This is a genomic window from Sphingomonas sp. FUKUSWIS1, assembly GCF_000733135.1.
GTDB lineage: Bacteria > Pseudomonadota > Alphaproteobacteria > Sphingomonadales > Sphingomonadaceae > Sphingomonas > Sphingomonas aerolata.
In genome coordinates, this window is record NZ_JPJC01000194.1 from 6,880 (window position 1) to 22,525 (window position 15,646).

Below are 15,646 nucleotides of genomic sequence, written 5' to 3' on the forward strand. Positions count from 1 at the left end.
AGGAGGTGGGAGTCCGGGCTGGGTCCCTGCCTTTGCGGGGGACCAGTCTTGTGGTGCGGGTGCTGCCTACAGTTACCACCCCGGCGGAGGCCGGGGCCCAGTTGGGGGACGTTGCTGACTGAGGTCCACGCTTCGTTACTGCGACCTTTCCAGCTGGGCCCCGGCCTTCGCCGGGGTGGTAGGAAGGGCGCGCTAGAGCAGTTTTTCGATGTCGGTGCGGATGTCGGCGGGTTTGGTGGTGGGGGCGTAGCGGTCGACGACCTTGCCGGCGCGGTCGATCAGGAACTTGGTGAAGTTCCATTTGATCGCTTTCGACCCCAGCACGCCGGGGGCGTCCGACTTCAGGCGGTCGAACAGCGGGTCCGCTTCGCCGCCGTTGACGTCGACTTTCGCGAAGACGGGGAAGGTCACGTCGTAGGTGAGCGTGCAGAAATTCGCGATCTCCGCCGCGTCGCCGGGTTCCTGCGCGCCGAACTGGTTGCAGGGGAAGGCGAGAACCTCGAAGCCGCGATCGGCATAGTCGCGGTGGAGCGCCTCGAGCCCCTCATATTGCGGGGTAAAGCCGCATTTGGAGGCGGTGTTGACGATCAGCAGCACCTTGCCGGCATAGGCCGCGAGCGACGCGGGGGTGCCGTTGGTGGCCTTCACGGTGAAGTCGGTGATGGTCATGCGCGGTCCTCGTGTCGGGCGAGCAGATAGGTCAGGTTCTGACGGACGCCCGGCCATTCGTGCGCCAAAATGCTGTAGACGATGGTGTCGCGCAAGCGGCCGTCGGCCATCACCTGGTGCCCGCGCAACACGCCGTCGCGTTTCGCGCCGAGCCGCTCGATCGCGGCCTGTGAGCGTTTGTTGAGGCTGTCGGTGCGGATCTGGACGCATTCGCAGCCGAGCGTGTCGAACGCATGGGTCAGCAGCATCCGCTTGGCCTCGGTATTGACGCCGGTGCGCTGGACCGCGGTGGCGTAGAAGGTGCCGCCGATCTCGAGCCGCCGGTTCGCCGCGCTCATCCGCATGAAGCGGGTGCTGCCGCGGACGATGCCGTCCACCACCACCGCAAAGACCCGCGCGCGGCCAAAGTCCTGCTGCTCGAACGCCGCCGCGAGCCAGCGATCGGGCGCCTTCATCAGCGCGACATTGGCGTAGAACAGGTCCCAGAGATTATCCGCAGACGCGGCGGCGACCAGCGCGTCCTTGTCCGCCGCGACGAGCGGGCGGAGCGTGACGTGACGCCCGACGAGCGTCGGTGTCGCGTCCCAGCTCATGCCCGGTCGCTCATGCCAGCCGGCCCTCGTGCAGCCGGAACACGCGGTCCATCCGCGCGGCGAGCCGCTCGTTGTGAGTCGCGACCAGCGCCGCTGTGCCCTGTTCGCGGACCAGCCGGACGAATTCGGCGAAGACGATGTCGGCGGTATGCTCGTCGAGATTGCCGGTCGGCTCGTCCGCCAGCACGAGCGCGGGCTTGTTGGCGAGCGCGCGGGCGACCGCGACGCGCTGCTGCTCGCCGCCCGAGAGCTGGCTGGGGCGGTGCGTGAGGCGGTGGCCGAGCCCGAGCTGGGTCAGGAGTTCGGCCGCGCGCGCATCCGCCTGTGCGCGCGTCGCGCCGTGGACGAGCTGCGGCAGGACGACATTCTCGGTCGCGTTGAAATCGGGGAGGAGATGATGGAACTGATAGACGAAGCCGAGGCTGTCGCGGCGCACCACCGTGCGCTCATGCGCGTTGAGCTTCGACGCCTCGGTACCGGCGATCTTGATCGATCCCTGGAAGCCACCTTCCAGCAGCCCGACCGCCTGGAGCAGGGTCGACTTGCCCGAGCCCGAGGGGCCGAGCAGCGCGACGATCTCGCCCGGCGCGATTCCGAGGTCGATGCCGCGCAGCACGTCGATCGTCGCGCCGCCCTGCGTGAAGCTCTTGGTCAGACCGCTGGTCTGCAGGACATAGTCGTACGCCTGCGCGCTGCGCCGCTCGATCGGAAGGCCATTATTCATAACGCAGCACCTGCACGGGGTCGGTACTCGCCGCCTTCCAGGCCGGATAGAGCGTGGCGAGGAAGCTGAAGATCAGCGCCATCAGCGCGATCACGATGATCTCGACCGGATCGGTCTTCGACGGGAGTTCGGTCAGATAGCGGATCGAGGGATCCCAGAGATTCTGCCCCGTCACGAGCTGGACGAAGTTCACCACGCCCTGGCGGTAGAACAGGAAGACGAAGCCGAGCCCGAGCCCGGCGAGCGTGCCGAGCGCGCCGATCGTCGTGCCGACGACGATGAAGATCCGCATCAGCCCGCCGCGCGTCGCGCCCATCGTCCGCAGGATCGCGATGTCGCGCGTCTTGGCGCGGACCAGCATGATCAGCGACGACAGGATGTTGAAGACCGCGACAAGGATGATGATCGACAGCACGGTGAACATCGCGACGCGCTCGACCGCCAAAGCCTCGAACAGCTGGGCGTTCATCGTCCGCCAGTCCTGGATGACCGCGCGGCCGCTGATCTTCTCGGCGAGCGGCCTCAGGATCTCGCCGACCTTGTCCGCATCGACGGTCTTCAGCTCGACCATGCCCGCGGCGTCACCCATCAGGAGGAGCGTCTGCGCATCCTCGATCGGCATGATGATATACGCCTTGTCATAGTCGTAGACGCCGATCTCGAAGATCGCGCCGACCTTGTAGCTGACGATGCGCGGGACGGTGCCGAACGGCGTGGTCTGACCCTGCGGGCTGAACAGCGAGATGTCCGAGCCGACCTGCGCGCCGAGCGACTCGGCGAGCCGCGAGCCGATCGCGATCCGGCCGGACCCTTGCGTGATCGACTGGAGCGACCCCATCAGCACCTTGTCCTGGATCGTCGAATTGCGACGGATGTCGTCGACGCGCATGCCGCGGACCAGCACCGCCTCCGCGCGGCCGTTATAGGTGGCGGCGAGCGGCTGTTCGATCAGCGGCACCGCGCTGGTGACGCCGGGGGTGGCGCGCGCCTGTGCGACGATCTCGCGCCAGTCGGGCATCCGGCCGCCGAGCGGCTGGACCACCGCATGGCCGTTGAGACCGACGATCTTGTCGAACAGCTCGGCGCGGAAACCGTTCATCACGCTCATCACGATGACGAGCGCGGCGACGCCGAGCATGACGGCGACGAGGCTGATCGAGGCGACGAGGAAGATGAACGCCTCGCCCTTGCCCGGCAGCAGATAGCGCCGGGCGATCATCCGTTCATAGCGTGACAGGATCATGGGTGCGGGGGTTCGATCGTTAGAAGAGATGTCCATCGGCTCTAGGACGCGGCCCCGCGCGAGGCAACCATGGCCGCGTCTGGATTGGTCTGTTGCGGATTCGACACAGCCCCCTGCCAATCGTGTGGCGCGCCCCGCAAACAGGGTGACAAACACCACGCAATTACTTAGCAAAAACCTCGCTGAGACACAGGCAACGGCCGTGGTTCGGGGAATGCTTTGACGCCGCACCGAAGGTGCAGAGCGGAAGCGACAAAATGGGGGCTGACGAGCGATCGTCACGCAGGCGCCCGGATCGGAAACGGTCCGGGCGTTTGCTTGTCCGGGCCATTTTCCTTACAACGAATACACTATTCGCCGCTCCCGGAACCCCCGAAGTGCAACAGGCACCGGACGAAGAGTGGGAGCTTCCAATTCTCACCCTTCGCCCGGATCTCTCTTTATAGCAGATAGAGTAGAGCAGCGTTTGTGAACCGTATCAGAACGAGCGCGAGATCGTGACGCCGTAGGTGCGCGGATCACCCGGCTGGCCGACGACCAGCCCCGTGCTGCCCGATTGCAGCGCGAGCAATTCGTAATAATCCTTGGCGAAGACGTTGCGGACCCAGCCGAAGACGTTCAGCCGGTCCTCGCCGCGGAAGCCCAGCCGGACATTGCCGAGCGCATAGCCCTTGATGTCCGTATAGGCCGAGGCGGACGGGTTGGACGAGAAGGTCGAGCGGTAGCTGCCGTCATAGCCCAGATACACCTGGCCATCGAGACCGCCGATCCGTGCGGGCAGGTCATATTCCGCGCCGTAGGAAAAGGCCCATTTCGAGATGCCGGGCAGACGCTGGCCCGATATGTCGCAGTTTGCCGGGCTGATCCCGCCCGGGGTTCCGGCGGGGCTCGGCGTCTGGCCTGCGGTCGCGGTGGTGCCGCCCGACAGCTCGGGCGGGCATGGCGCATCGACGAAGCGGACATATTTGGCGTCGGTATATGCGCCGTTGACGTAGAGGTTGAAGCGCGACGTCGGGCGGAACGCCGAGTCGAATTCGAACCCGCGCGTCCGCACCTTGCCCGCATTCGCCAGATAGCCGCGCAGCACGCCCAGCTGCCCGTTGGTGACGGTCGCCTGGTAATCGTTGATCTCGGTCCAGAAGCCCGCGAGGTTGAGCGTCACGCGGCGGTCGAGAAACTGTGTCTTGAGGCCGAGTTCGTAATGGTTGACGGTCTCGGGCTTGACCGTCGCCGAGGCGAGGATCGGGTTGTTCGCGCCGTCGAGCGGGAGCCCCGACAGGTTGATGCCGCCCGATTTATAGCTGCGCGCATAGGTCGCATAGGCGTGGATGTCCTGGGCGACGTCATAGGCGAGCGTCGCGTCGCCCGACACGTTCCAGTCGTCGAAGGCGGGGGTGTAGACCTGGGGCGCGAGCGTGCTGCACCGGTCGCGGGTGACCGAGCTGGCCGCCTGCGCGGTCGTCGAGCAGTTGAGCACCGCGCCTGCCCCCGCCCCCGCCCCTGTCGTCACGACCGAGACGTAGGAGCCGGTCTTCTTGTCGTAATTGACGCGCAGGCCGGGGGCGAAGGAGAGGGTGTCGGCGATGTGCCAGGTCACCTTGCCGAACCCGGCCGCCGACGTGTTCTTGAAGCCGATCGTGTTGGTCGCGGTCAGGCCGTCGAGCACCGCGGGGTTGGACGCGTTCGCGCTGGTCGGGTTGAGCAGGTAGCGGCTGGCGGCGGCGCCCTGGACCTGGAGCCCCTGCGTGTCGATCGTCTGGTGGAAGTAGAACAGCCCGGCAACGTAATCGACCGTGTTGCGGCCGTTCGACGAGAGGCGGACCTCCTGGCTGACCTGTTCTTGCTGCGACGGGTTCGCCGAGACCGAGGTGATCGGCAGGCCGATGAAGTCGCGGTCGTTCGACGGCTTCCAGTCCCAGATGCGCCATGCGGAGACCGAGGTCAGCGACACGGGTCCGAGATCCCATTCGGCGAGCAATGCGGCGCCGCCCAATTCCTGCCGTGCGCGCAGCGGGGTGTCGAGATCGGTCACGCGGTCGAACGCGTCGCGCGACGGCGGGGTGTAGTTGAGCGCGGCGGCGAGCGCGTCATATTGCCGCGACACGGGCCGCTGCGTGGTGCCGACGCGTGCGAAGATCTGCGCGCAACAATCGGGGTTCTGGTGATTATAATCACCAGACAGCGTGAGATCGAGATTGCCGGTCGCGTGCCAGAAGAGCTGGCCGCGCAGGCTCTGATTGTCCTGCGCGTTGACGTCCTTGCCGGTGCGGAGATTGCGGATCGTGCCGTCGCGCCGGGTGATCGACGAGGACAGGCGGATCGCGAGCCGGTCGTCGACGAGAGGGCCCGACACCGACGCCTTGGCCTGGACGAAGCGGAGATTGCCGGTGGTGAGCTCGATCCGTGCCTCGGGGGTGAAGCTGGGCTTGCGCGTGTAGATGTTGATCGCGCCCGCGGTGGTGTTCTTGCCGTAGAGCGTGCCCTGCGGCCCGCGCAGGATCTCGATCCGTTCGGTGTCGGTGAAGTCGAACGTCGCCGAGGCGATGCGGCTGTAATAGACCTGGTCGACATAGATGCCGACGCCCTGCTCGATGCCGTCATTGGTGAGGCCGAACGGCGCGCCGAGCCCGCGGATGTTGGCGGCGGAGTTGCGCGGGTTGGTCGAGTAGAATTGCAGCGTCGGCTGAAGCTGCGTGATGCGGTTGACGTTGTACGCGCCGGTGTCGGCGATCGCCTGGCCGCCGATCACCGACATCGCGATCGGCACGCTCTGGATCGTCTCGGCACGGCGGCGCGCGGTGACGACGATGTCTCCCCCGCCCTGCTGTGCCGCGCCGAGCCGGCCGGTGTCGCGCTGTGTGTCCTGCGGCGCGGGTGCGGCCTGATCGGCGGGTGTGGGCAGCGGTGATGCGGCCGCCTGCGCGGCGACCAGCATCGCGAAAATATGGGCCATGATCGTCTCCCTTGAACCTTGGCACTAAAAGTCCATTGATTTGGTGGGATTTCAATCTGGAACGGCTTTGCGGGGGCAAAGCTGCGCTATCGGGGGCGCGGAAAAAATCTTCGCGGGGCGATCTTGAAGGTTTTTTCGGGGTGACCAGATCACTGCCGCACGGCGCCTGATGGGCCGTGTGCCCGGGCCGCGCACAGGCGGGCCAGGGCTGATGTTGGATTGCTCAAGACGAGGATTTGACCATGCGACTCGACCTTACCCCCTATCGCCGCTCGACCGTCGGGTTCGACCGGCTGTTCGACATGATCGAGACGAACGCGCGCGCCGCGACGTCCGACAATTACCCGCCGTTCAACCTCGAGCGGATCGCGCAGGACCGTTACCGCATCACGCTGGCGATCGCCGGCTTCTCGCGCGACGAGATCGCGATCACCGCGCAGCAGAACCTGCTGCTGGTCGCGGGCAAGAAGGAGGAGCGCGCGCCCGAGGGCCAGCTGCTCCATGTCGGCATCGCCAACCGCTCGTTCGAGCGGCGGTTCGAGCTGGCGGATTTCGTGCTGGTGGAGGATGCGCGGCTGAACGACGGGCTGCTGGTGATCGACCTGGTCCGCGAGGTGCCCGAGGCGATGAAGCCGAAGAGCATCGCGATCAAGACCGGCGCGCCGCTGGCTGCGGTCGATACGGTTGCTGTCGATCAGGCTGCCTGATTTTTGATCAGCGCTGTGGGGCGTCCGGATCCTTTGGGTCCGGGCGCCTTTTTTTGTGTCTGGGGTTCGGAGTTGGAAGAATTTGTTCGCGCGGAGGCGCAGAGATTTTCTTGGCCGCGTTGCGGCCCTCATGAATTCCTGCGCGAACCGGAGTGAGGCCGACTGCGATAGGCCAAAAATGCACTCCGCGTCTCCGCGTCTCCGCGTGAACACATTCTTCTGTTCGGACCAGACGGAGCAGGGTTTGTTCGCGCGAAGGCGCGAAGGCGCTAAGATTCTGGGTCCCTTTGCGCCTTTGCGCCTTCGCGTGATCGATATTTCGCCCTTGCGGGCGCCCGTGAGGGCGCCCGGTCGGGTCAGACGAGGCGGCTCTGTTTTACGGCGGCTTCGATGAAGCTGGCGAACAGGGGGTGCGGGTCGAAGGGTTTGCTTTTGAGTTCGGGGTGGAACTGGACGCCGACGAACCAGGGATGGTCGGGACGCTCGACGATTTCGGGGAGCGTGCCGTCGGGCGACATGCCCGAGAAGACCAGACCGCCCTGTTCGAGCACGTCCTTGTAGCCCGTATTCACCTCGTAGCGGTGACGATGGCGTTCCGAGATGTCGGTGCCGCCATAGATCGCCGCGACGACGCTGTTGCCGTCGAGCTTGGCGTCATAGGCGCCGAGCCGCATCGTGCCGCCGAGATCGCCCTCGGCCGCGCGCGTCTCGAGACCCTCGCGGCCCATCCATTCGGTGATCATGCCGACCACCGGCTTGTCGGTCGGGCCGAATTCGGTCGACGAGGCATCGGGCACGCCGCCGAGACCGCGGGCGCCCTCGACGCACGCCATCTGCATCCCGAAGCAGATCCCGAAATAGGGGATCTTGCGTTCGCGCGCGAACTTGACCGAGGCGATCTTGCCCTCCGCGCCGCGTTCGCCGAACGCACCGGGGACGAGGATCGCGTCGCAGGGCTCGAGCTGGCCGGCGATGTCGCTTTCGGCATTCTCGAATAGCTCGGCGTCGATCCAGCGGACGTTGACCTTGACGCGGTTGGCGATGCCGCCATGGACCAGCGCCTCGTTGAGCGACTTGTAGGCGTCCTGCAGCCCGACATATTTGCCGACCACGCCGATCGTGACCTCGCCCTGCGGATTGGTCAGCCGGTCCATGATCTCGGTCCAGCGCGACAGGTCGGGCGCGGCGGCGGGTTCGATCCCGAACGCGCGCAGCACCTCGATATCGAGGCCCTCGCCGTGGTACTGGAGCGGCACCGCATAGATGCTCTTCGCGTCGAGCGCGGGGATGACCGCGCTGGCGGGGACGTTGCAGAACAGCGCGATCTTCGCGCGCTCCGACGGCGGCAGCGGGTGTTCGCAGCGGCAGACCAGCACGTCGGGCTGGACGCCGAGCGCGGCGAGTTCGCGGACCGAATGCTGGGTCGGCTTGGTCTTCAGCTCGCCCGCGGCGGCGATATAGGGGACGAGCGTCACGTGGATACTGATCGCCTTGCCGCGCCCTTCCTCGTTCTTCAGCTGGCGAATCGCCTCGATGAAGGGGAGCGATTCGATGTCGCCGACGGTGCCGCCGATCTCGCAGAGCACGAAGTCGACATCGTCGGTCTCGGCGCGCGCGAACGCCTTGATCGCGTCGGTGACGTGCGGGATGACCTGCACCGTCGCGCCGAGATAGTCGCCGCGGCGTTCGCGGGCGATGATCTGCTGATAGATGCGGCCGGAGGTGACGTTGTCCGACTGGCGCGAGGGCACGCCGGTGAAGCGTTCATAGTGACCGAGGTCGAGATCGGTCTCGGCGCCGTCGTCGGTCACATAGACCTCGCCGTGCTGATAGGGCGACATCGTGCCGGGATCGACGTTCAGATACGGATCGAACTTCCGGATCCTGACGCTGTAGCCGCGTGCCTGGAGGAGGGCGGCAAGCGATGCCGCCATCAGACCTTTACCGAGCGACGATACCACGCCCCCGGTGATGAAAATGTACCGAGCCATGGGAAGAGTCTCGTAGCGTGTGTTGGGGACGAACGACAAGCGCCCGCGGATCACGCAGGGCGCTTTTGTCGGCGAATGGAGTGTTTAGCGGGCGAGCGGGACCGCGCCATTGTCGGCAGGCGCCGGTGCGGCGGCGCCGGCATTCTCTGCACCACCGGCGAACGGTGCCGCATCGCCCTTGGGCTCGGCGGTCGGAACCGCGGTGGCGGCGGCGGCGGGCGTGCGGGCGAGCGACGTGTCGATGTCGGTGCTGCGGTGATTCGCCGCGAGGATCGCGAGCAGGATCGAGAACAGCACGAACATCGTCCCGAGCACGCCGGTTGCGCGCGTCAGGAAATCGGCGGCGCCGCGGGCCGACATCAGCCCCGAGGGACTGCCGCCCATGCCCAGACCGCCGCCTTCCGACCGCTGCATGAGGATCACGGTGACGAGGGCGGCCGCGATGATCGCGTGGATGACAAGCAGGAAGGCGAACATTGCGCGGAAAACCCCGGAACTTTACGAAGCCGCGCACATAGGCGAGCCGGCGGCAACGATCAACCGCATCCCGGGCTCCGGATATCGCACACGACACCGAAACACACGGAAACAAGCCGTGCGGGCGGGCGTTGTGACAGCGTAATGACGTTCCTTAACGGGACGTAGACCCTGAAATTCAGATGGCGGATCAACGCTGTGGCATCAATGGCAGTCAATACTCTATCGACGTGGATGACGGCTCTGGTCGATTATGTCCGTTCGGGTGAACCGGATCTGACCAATCGCCAGATGGCGCTTTTGCTGCTCGTCTATCTCAAACCCGGCCCGCATACGGTGCGCGGTCTGGCGCGTGCACTGAACGTATCGAAGCCCGTCGTCACGCGCGCCTTGAACAGATTGGGTGCCCTCGGCTATCTGCGCCGGCAACGCGACGATAGCGACAAGCGCAACATCTTCGTCGCGCGGACGAGTGAAGGGGCAGATTTTCTTGAAGAATTCGGGCAGTTCATCGGCGATAACGACGCCGCGCCCCGCGCCGCGACAGCCTGACGGCGTCATTCAGCCGCGTGATTCTGCCGACTCGCGTCGCCAGAGTTTCGCGCTGACCGGGCGTTCGGTCGATCTCGACCTGCGCACGCACGCGGTCCGCCGCGACATTGCCGACATCCGCCTTGCCGAGCATGTCTTCGCGCCGCATTATGCGGTGCCGATGATCCGGCTGGTCGCGCGCACCGCGACGCTGCGCGCGGGCCGCGACACGGCCAGCGATCCGGTCACCGCGCTGGCAGTCGGCGACACGATCGAAGTGCTCGAGATTGCGGGATCGTCCGCCTGGGGCGTCGCGCAGCCGCACGGCCTTGTCGGCTATGTCGAGATCGACGCGCTCGACCTGCCGGACGGCAAGGCGGTGGCGGCATGACCGCGACGGTCTTCATCGACGGTGCGGCGGGCACCACCGGGCTCGAGATCCGCGACCGGCTCGCCGGGCGGTCCGACATCCGGATCGCGTTGCTCGACGAGGCGAACCGCAAGGATCCCGCGGCACGCCGCGCGGCGCTCAACGATGCCGATTTCGTCATCCTCTGCCTGCCCGACGACGCCGCGCGCGAAGCGGTCGCGCTGATCGACAATGACCGGACGCGGGTGATCGACGCGTCGAGCGCACACCGGGTCGCGCCGGGCTGGACCTATGGGTTCGCCGAGCTGCCGGGCCAGGCGGCGCGGATCGCCGCGGCGACGCGGGTGTCCAACCCCGGCTGCTATCCGACCGGCTTCCTCGCGCTCGTCGCGCCGCTGGTCGCGGCCGGGCTGCTGCCGGCGGGCCATCCGCTGAGCGTCAACGCGACGTCGGGCTATTCGGGCGGCGGCAAGGCGATGATCGCCGAGTTCGAGGGGGCCGGTGCCACCCCGACCGCGTTCCGCGCCTATGCGCTGGGCCTTGCGCACAAGCATATCGCCGAGATGACGCAGCATGCCGCGCTGACGCATGCGCCGATCTTCGCGCCCGCGGTCGCCAATACCTATCGCGGGATGGTCGTCGAGGTGCCGTTGCACCTTCATGCCCTGCCCGGCCGGCCGACGCTGGCGGCGGTCGAGGACGTGCTGCGGCAAGCCTATGACGGCGCCGCGCTCGTAACCGTGGCGGCAGGCGATGCGGCGGCGATCGCGATCGAGGAAAATGCCGGAACCGACCGGTTGACGTTGCGCGTCTGCGGCAACGATGCGACCGGTCATGCGCGGCTGGTCGCGACACTCGACAATCTGGGCAAGGGCGCCGGCGGCGCCGCGGTCCAGAACCTCAACATCATGGCCGGGGTCGACCCGGTCGCCGGTCTGGTTTCGTAAGACCGACTGACCCAGGAGCTCTCATGCACCGTAATCCCGTAGCCAAGCTGCTCCTGTTCGGCGCGACCGGCGATCTCGCGCAGCGGATGCTGTTGCCCTCGCTCTATGGCCTGCACGCCGACGGGCTGCTGCCCGAGGGGCTGACGATCACCGGCGCGGCGCGTCACGATCACGACGACGCGGCGTATCGCACCTTCGCGCGAGCCGCGCTCGACGAGTATCTGAAGGACGATCGCAAGGACGAGGCGACGATCGACGCGTTCCTCGAGCGTGTGCATTACCAGCCGACCGACCTGTCCGATCCGGCGAGCTTCCAGCCGCTGGCGGACAAGATCGGCGACATTTCGGGCGGGCTCGCCATCTATCTGTCGACCGCGCCGTCGCTGTTCGAATCGGCGATCGAGGGGCTGCACAAGGTCGGGCTGGCGGGCGAGACGGTCCGCGTCGGGCTGGAAAAGCCGCTGGGCTATGACCTGCCGACAAGCCGCGAGATCAACGACGCGGTCGCCAAGGCGTTTCCCGAGAACCGGACCTACCGGATCGATCATTATCTGGGCAAGGAAACCGTCCAGAACATCCTGGCGCTGCGCTTCGGCAACTCGTTCTTCGAGCCGGTGTGGAATGCGCAAGGCATCGACAACGTCCAGATCACGATCTCCGAGACGGTCGGGCTTGAGGAACGCGCGGGCTATTACGAGAGCGCGGGCGCGCTGCGCGACATGGTGCAGAACCATATCCTGCAACTGCTCGCGCTGATCGCGATGGAGCCGCCCGCACGGTTCGAGGGCACCGACGTGCGCGACGAGAAGTCGAAGGTGTTCCGATCGCTCCGGCTGATCAAGCCCGAGGAGGCGCCGCACGTCACCGTGACCGGGCAATATGCCGAGGGCGCGGTCAACGGGAAGTTCGTGAAGAGCTATTCGGAGGAGCTCGGCCAGACGTCGACCACCGAGACGTTCGTCGCGATCAAGGCGCATGTCGACAACTGGCGCTGGCAGGGCGTGCCCTTCTACCTGCGCACCGGCAAGCGCATGGCCGCGCGCGGCAGCGAGATCGCGATCCAGTTCAAGGCGGTGCCGCATTCGATGTTCGCAGGGCGCGGCGGGCTGCTCCAGCCCAACATGCTGATCATCCGCCTGCAGCCCGAAGAGCATGTCCAGCTGCTGGTGATGGCGAAGGAGCCGGGTCTCGACCGCGAGGGCGTGCGGCTGCGCGAGGTGCCGCTCAACCTGAGCCTCGACGCCGAGTTTGCGGGTACGCGCCGGCGCATCGCCTATGAGCGGCTGCTGCTCGACCTGATCGAGGGCGACCAGACATTGTTCGTGCGGCGCGACGAGGTCGAGGCGCAGTGGACCTGGATCGATGCGATCCGCGAGGGCTGGAAAGCGAACGGAATGAAGCCCAAAAGCTATCCGTCGGGCAGCTGGGGCCCGTCCGCCGCGATCGCGCTGACCGAGCGCGACGGCGTGACCTGGCAGGACGACTGAGCATGTTTTCCTCCGTTCGTCCCGAGTAGCCGTCGAGCTTGTCGAGATGGCGTATCGAGGGATCGGCCCGGTTGTGGCATTGTACCTCGATACGGGCTCTCGGCTTCGCTCGATCCCTACTCGGTACGAACGGGACTGGTTGGTACGAACGGGCCGCTGAGTACGAACGGGACTGCTGGGTGCGAACGGGACTGGCGGACACGACCTGAACTGTTGGGCACGAACACTAATTTCTAAGTGAGTTTGAGCATATGACCGAGATCGAATGGTGGGATTACGAGGACACCGAGGAGCTCGCAGCCGCGGTTGCCGGCGACATCCAGTTCGTCATCGAGAGCGCGCTCGACGCGCGCGGCTCGGCGGTGATCGCGCTGGCGGGCGGCAAGACGCCGATGGCGGCGTATGAGAAGCTCGCCCAGGCCAAGCTCGACTGGAAGAAGGTCACGATCATCCCCGGCGACGAGCGGATCGTGAAGCTGGGCGATCCGATGTCGAACGTTACCGCGCTCGCCAAGATCTTCCTGCCCAAGGGTGCGCGGGTGAAGCCGATCGTCCCCGATGCGATCTCCGACTACAAGGCGGCAGGCCGTTCGGCGGATGCGCTGATGCAGGACCTGCACTGGCCGCTGGACTTCTGTTTGCTCGGCATGGGTACCGACGGCCATACCGCGTCGATCTTCCCCGGTCCCGATTTCGACGAGGCGCTGAGCGGTCCCAAGGAACGCCGCGCGGTGGGCGTGATGCCCGAGCCGCTGCCGCCCGAGGCACCGGTCGCGCGCGTGACGCTGTCCGCGGCGGCGATCGCTTCGTCCAAGGCGCTGATGATCATGATCACCGGCGAGGAGAAGAAGACGCTGCTCGAACAGGCGATCGAGCAGGGTCCGTCGTCCAAATATCCGATCGGGCGCGTGCTGGCCGAGGTCGAGCTGCCCGTCGACATCCACTGGGCCGCCTGAGATGCTGAACGCCGTCGTCTCCGCGGTCACCGACCGGATCATCGAACGGTCGCGCGACAGCCGCGCCGCCTATCTCGCGCTGATCGACCGCGAGGGCGAGGCGCAGGTGCGCCGGCCGTCGCTGGGCTGTGCGAACCTCGCGCATGCCTATGCGGGGACCGAGGAGGACCGCGATGCGATGAAGGCCGATGCCGGCATGAACATCGGCATCGTGACGGCGTATAACGACATGCTGTCGGCGCATGCGGTCTATTACCGCTATCCCGAACTGATGAAGGTCTGGGCACGCGAGGCCGGTGCCACCGCGCAGGTCGCGGGCGGCGTGCCGGCGATGTGCGACGGCGTGACGCAAGGCTATCCGGGGATGGAGCTGTCGCTGTTCAGCCGCGACACGATCGCGCTCTCCACCGCGATCGCGCTGAGCCACGGCACGTTCGAGGGCGCGGCGCTGCTCGGCATTTGCGACAAGATCGTGCCGGGGCTGCTGATGGGCGCGCTGCGCTTCGGGCACCTGCCGATGGTGCTGATCCCGGGCGGGCCGATGCCGACCGGATTGCCCAACAAGGCCAAGGCCGCGGTGCGCGAGAAGTTCGCCGAAGGGCTGGTCGGCCGCGAGGAGCTGCTCGAGGCGGAGATCGGCGCCTATCATTCGAAGGGCACCTGCACCTTCTACGGCACCGCCAATACCAACCAGATGATGATGGAGGTCATGGGCCTCCACATGCCGGGCGCGGCGTTCGTCAATCCGGGCACGAAGCTGCGCCAGGAACTGACGCGCGCGGCGGTCCATAGGCTCGCGAAGATCGGGGCACGCGGCGACGACTACCGGCCGCTCGGCCGCTGCGTCGACGAGCGGGCGATCGTCAATGCGGCGGTCGGCCTGCTCGCGACGGGCGGCTCGACCAACCATCTGCTCCACGTCCCCGCGATCGCGCGTGCGGCGGGGATCGTGATCGACTGGGAGGATTTCGATCGCCTGTCGGCGGCGGTGCCGCTGATCGCGCGCGTCTATCCCAACGGTTCGGCGGACGTGAACGCGTTCGAGGCGGCGGGCGGCATGCCCTATGTGATCCGCGAACTGCTGGGCGAAGGGCTGCTCCACGGCGACATCATGACGATCGGCGGGCAGGACCTGTCGGCCTATGCCAAGACCGCGGTGGTCGCGGACGGTGCGCTCGAATGGCGCGACACGCCCGACAGCGGTGACGAGACGATCCTGCGTCCGGCCACCGCGCCGTTCTCGGCGGATGGCGGCATGCGGATCCTCGCGGGCAATATCGGCCGCGCGTGCATCAAGGTGTCCGCGGTCGAGCGCGATCGCTGGATCGTCGAGGCCCCCGCGATGGTGTTCGACGACCAGCTCGACGTGATCGAGGCGTTCAAGCGCGGCGAGCTGGAAAAGGACGTCGTCGTCGTCGTCCGCTTCCAGGGGCCGCGCGCGAACGGCATGCCCGAGCTGCACAAGCTGACCCCGCCGCTGGGCGTGCTGCAGAATCGCGGGTTCAAGGTGGCGCTGGTCACCGACGGGCGCATGTCGGGCGCGAGCGGCAAGGTGCCGTGCGCGATCCATTGCTCGCCCGAAGCACTGCTCGACGGCGCGATCGGGTTGATCCGCGACGGCGACATGATCCGCGTCGATGCGGTCAACGGCACGCTGGAAGCGCTGGTCGATGCGGACGTATGGGCGACGCGCGAGATGGTGACGCTGCCACCCGCGGTCAGCGGCATGGGTCGCGAGCTGTTCGGCATGTTCCGCGGGCTGGCCGACGAGGCCGAAAAGGGCGCGTCGGCGATGCTGGCGGGCGCGGGGCTTTAAAGCCCGCGCGAACCGTTCGTTCCGGGCGATGTCCTTCAACGTCGCTCAGGACGAACGGCGATAAGAGATCAAGGATCGGGAGAGACCAATGGAAATCGTAGCGGCAGATATCGGCGGGACGCATGCGCGCTTTGCGATTGCCGAGGTCGAGAATGGCCGCGTCGTCAAGCTGGGCGAGCCGG

14 protein-coding genes are annotated in these 15,646 nt (G+C 66.6%); 7 read left to right on the plus strand and 7 right to left on the minus strand.

Going from position 1 to position 15,646, the window contains the following annotated elements:
- Positions 1 to 192: 192 nt before the first annotated feature.
- From sphsw_RS11900 to sphsw_RS11920, 5 genes are all read right to left on the minus strand, one after another.
- The gene (locus sphsw_RS11900) at positions 193 to 669 is read right to left on the minus strand and encodes a glutathione peroxidase (RefSeq protein ID WP_031440809.1); all 477 of its coding nucleotides are present in this window, start codon (positions 667 to 669) and stop codon (positions 193 to 195) included.
- Complete coding sequence (locus tag sphsw_RS11905; protein WP_031440810.1) at positions 666 to 1,262, minus strand: GNAT family N-acetyltransferase; 597 nt, start codon at positions 1,260 to 1,262, stop codon at positions 666 to 668. The genes sphsw_RS11900 and sphsw_RS11905 overlap by 4 nt, the downstream gene beginning before the upstream one ends.
- Positions 1,263 to 1,272: 10 nt before the next feature.
- Positions 1,273 to 1,986 carry an ABC transporter ATP-binding protein gene (locus tag sphsw_RS11910; RefSeq protein WP_042467156.1) on the minus strand — a complete coding sequence of 238 codons (714 nt, stop codon included), beginning with the start codon at positions 1,984 to 1,986 and terminating at the stop codon, positions 1,273 to 1,275.
- Positions 1,979 to 3,229, minus strand: a complete 1,251-nt coding sequence (locus sphsw_RS11915; protein ID WP_031440811.1) for a lipoprotein-releasing ABC transporter permease subunit — start codon at positions 3,227 to 3,229, stop codon at positions 1,979 to 1,981. Before sphsw_RS11915 ends, sphsw_RS11910 begins: the two co-directional genes overlap by 8 nt.
- Before the next feature lie 478 nt (positions 3,230 to 3,707).
- Complete coding sequence (locus sphsw_RS11920) at positions 3,708 to 6,182, minus strand: TonB-dependent receptor (RefSeq protein ID WP_031440812.1); 2,475 nt, start codon at positions 6,180 to 6,182, stop codon at positions 3,708 to 3,710.
- Between the two features lie 242 nt (positions 6,183 to 6,424).
- On the opposite strand from sphsw_RS11920, the gene sphsw_RS11925 reads away from it, so the two are divergent.
- A complete protein-coding gene (locus tag sphsw_RS11925; protein WP_031440813.1) occupies positions 6,425 to 6,889 on the plus strand; it encodes an Hsp20 family protein in 465 nt (154 codons plus the stop codon).
- Positions 6,890 to 7,245: 356 nt separating this feature from the next.
- Here the strand turns inward: sphsw_RS11925 and sphsw_RS11930 are convergent, their stop codons facing one another.
- Together sphsw_RS11930 and secG are read right to left on the minus strand one after the other, a co-directional pair.
- Positions 7,246 to 8,880 carry a CTP synthase gene (locus sphsw_RS11930; RefSeq protein ID WP_031395051.1) on the minus strand — a complete coding sequence of 545 codons (1,635 nt, stop codon included), beginning with the start codon at positions 8,878 to 8,880 and terminating at the stop codon, positions 7,246 to 7,248.
- 84 nt (positions 8,881 to 8,964) lie between these two features.
- Positions 8,965 to 9,357: a preprotein translocase subunit SecG gene (gene secG, locus sphsw_RS11935; protein ID WP_031395050.1), complete on the minus strand. Its 393-nt coding sequence runs from the start codon at positions 9,355 to 9,357 to the stop codon at positions 8,965 to 8,967.
- Positions 9,358 to 9,591: 234 nt separating this feature from the next.
- Between secG and sphsw_RS11940 the strand changes: the two genes are divergently transcribed.
- The 6 genes from sphsw_RS11940 to edd all read left to right on the plus strand — a co-directional run bounded on the left by sphsw_RS11940 (position 9,592) and on the right by edd (position 15,464).
- Positions 9,592 to 9,909: a MarR family transcriptional regulator gene (locus tag sphsw_RS11940; RefSeq protein WP_031395049.1), complete on the plus strand. Its 318-nt coding sequence runs from the start codon at positions 9,592 to 9,594 to the stop codon at positions 9,907 to 9,909.
- The gene (locus sphsw_RS11945) at positions 9,848 to 10,279 is read left to right on the plus strand and encodes a hypothetical protein (protein ID WP_235188378.1); all 432 of its coding nucleotides are present in this window, start codon (positions 9,848 to 9,850) and stop codon (positions 10,277 to 10,279) included. The genes sphsw_RS11940 and sphsw_RS11945 overlap by 62 nt, the downstream gene beginning before the upstream one ends.
- Positions 10,276 to 11,205: an N-acetyl-gamma-glutamyl-phosphate reductase gene (gene argC, locus sphsw_RS11950; protein WP_031440815.1), complete on the plus strand. Its 930-nt coding sequence runs from the start codon at positions 10,276 to 10,278 to the stop codon at positions 11,203 to 11,205. Before sphsw_RS11945 ends, argC begins: the two co-directional genes overlap by 4 nt.
- 23 nt (positions 11,206 to 11,228) lie before the next feature.
- Positions 11,229 to 12,692: a glucose-6-phosphate dehydrogenase gene (gene zwf / locus sphsw_RS11955; protein WP_031440816.1), complete on the plus strand. Its 1,464-nt coding sequence runs from the start codon at positions 11,229 to 11,231 to the stop codon at positions 12,690 to 12,692.
- A 251-nt stretch (positions 12,693 to 12,943) separates the two neighbouring features.
- Positions 12,944 to 13,648, plus strand: a complete 705-nt coding sequence (gene pgl, locus sphsw_RS11960) for a 6-phosphogluconolactonase (RefSeq protein WP_031396120.1) — start codon at positions 12,944 to 12,946, stop codon at positions 13,646 to 13,648.
- Between the two features lies 1 nt (position 13,649).
- Positions 13,650 to 15,464 carry a phosphogluconate dehydratase gene (edd, locus tag sphsw_RS11965; RefSeq protein WP_031440817.1) on the plus strand — a complete coding sequence of 605 codons (1,815 nt, stop codon included), beginning with the start codon at positions 13,650 to 13,652 and terminating at the stop codon, positions 15,462 to 15,464.
- Positions 15,465 to 15,646: the final 182 nt, after the last annotated feature.

What these genes read in the sequence shown, in the direction of transcription:
- sphsw_RS11920 (WP_031440812.1), bottom strand. Translation starts at nt 6,182, where the DNA reads ATGGCCCATATTTTCGCGATGCTGGTCGCCGCGCAGGCGGCCGCATCA.
- pgl (WP_031396120.1), top strand. Translation starts at nt 12,944, where the DNA reads ATGACCGAGATCGAATGGTGGGATTACGAGGACACCGAGGAGCTCGCA.
- sphsw_RS11900 (WP_031440809.1), bottom strand. Translation starts at nt 669, where the DNA reads ATGACCATCACCGACTTCACCGTGAAGGCCACCAACGGCACCCCCGCG.
- sphsw_RS11925 (WP_031440813.1), top strand. Translation starts at nt 6,425, where the DNA reads ATGCGACTCGACCTTACCCCCTATCGCCGCTCGACCGTCGGGTTCGAC.
- argC (WP_031440815.1), top strand. Translation starts at nt 10,276, where the DNA reads ATGACCGCGACGGTCTTCATCGACGGTGCGGCGGGCACCACCGGGCTC.
- sphsw_RS11905 (WP_031440810.1), bottom strand. Translation starts at nt 1,262, where the DNA reads ATGAGCTGGGACGCGACACCGACGCTCGTCGGGCGTCACGTCACGCTC.
- edd (WP_031440817.1), top strand. Translation starts at nt 13,650, where the DNA reads ATGCTGAACGCCGTCGTCTCCGCGGTCACCGACCGGATCATCGAACGG.
- sphsw_RS11910 (WP_042467156.1), bottom strand. Translation starts at nt 1,986, where the DNA reads ATGAATAATGGCCTTCCGATCGAGCGGCGCAGCGCGCAGGCGTACGAC.
- sphsw_RS11930 (WP_031395051.1), bottom strand. Translation starts at nt 8,880, where the DNA reads ATGGCTCGGTACATTTTCATCACCGGGGGCGTGGTATCGTCGCTCGGT.
- sphsw_RS11915 (WP_031440811.1), bottom strand. Translation starts at nt 3,229, where the DNA reads ATGATCCTGTCACGCTATGAACGGATGATCGCCCGGCGCTATCTGCTG.
- zwf (WP_031440816.1), top strand. Translation starts at nt 11,229, where the DNA reads ATGCACCGTAATCCCGTAGCCAAGCTGCTCCTGTTCGGCGCGACCGGC.
- sphsw_RS11940 (WP_031395049.1), top strand. Translation starts at nt 9,592, where the DNA reads ATGACGGCTCTGGTCGATTATGTCCGTTCGGGTGAACCGGATCTGACC.
- secG (WP_031395050.1), bottom strand. Translation starts at nt 9,357, where the DNA reads ATGTTCGCCTTCCTGCTTGTCATCCACGCGATCATCGCGGCCGCCCTC.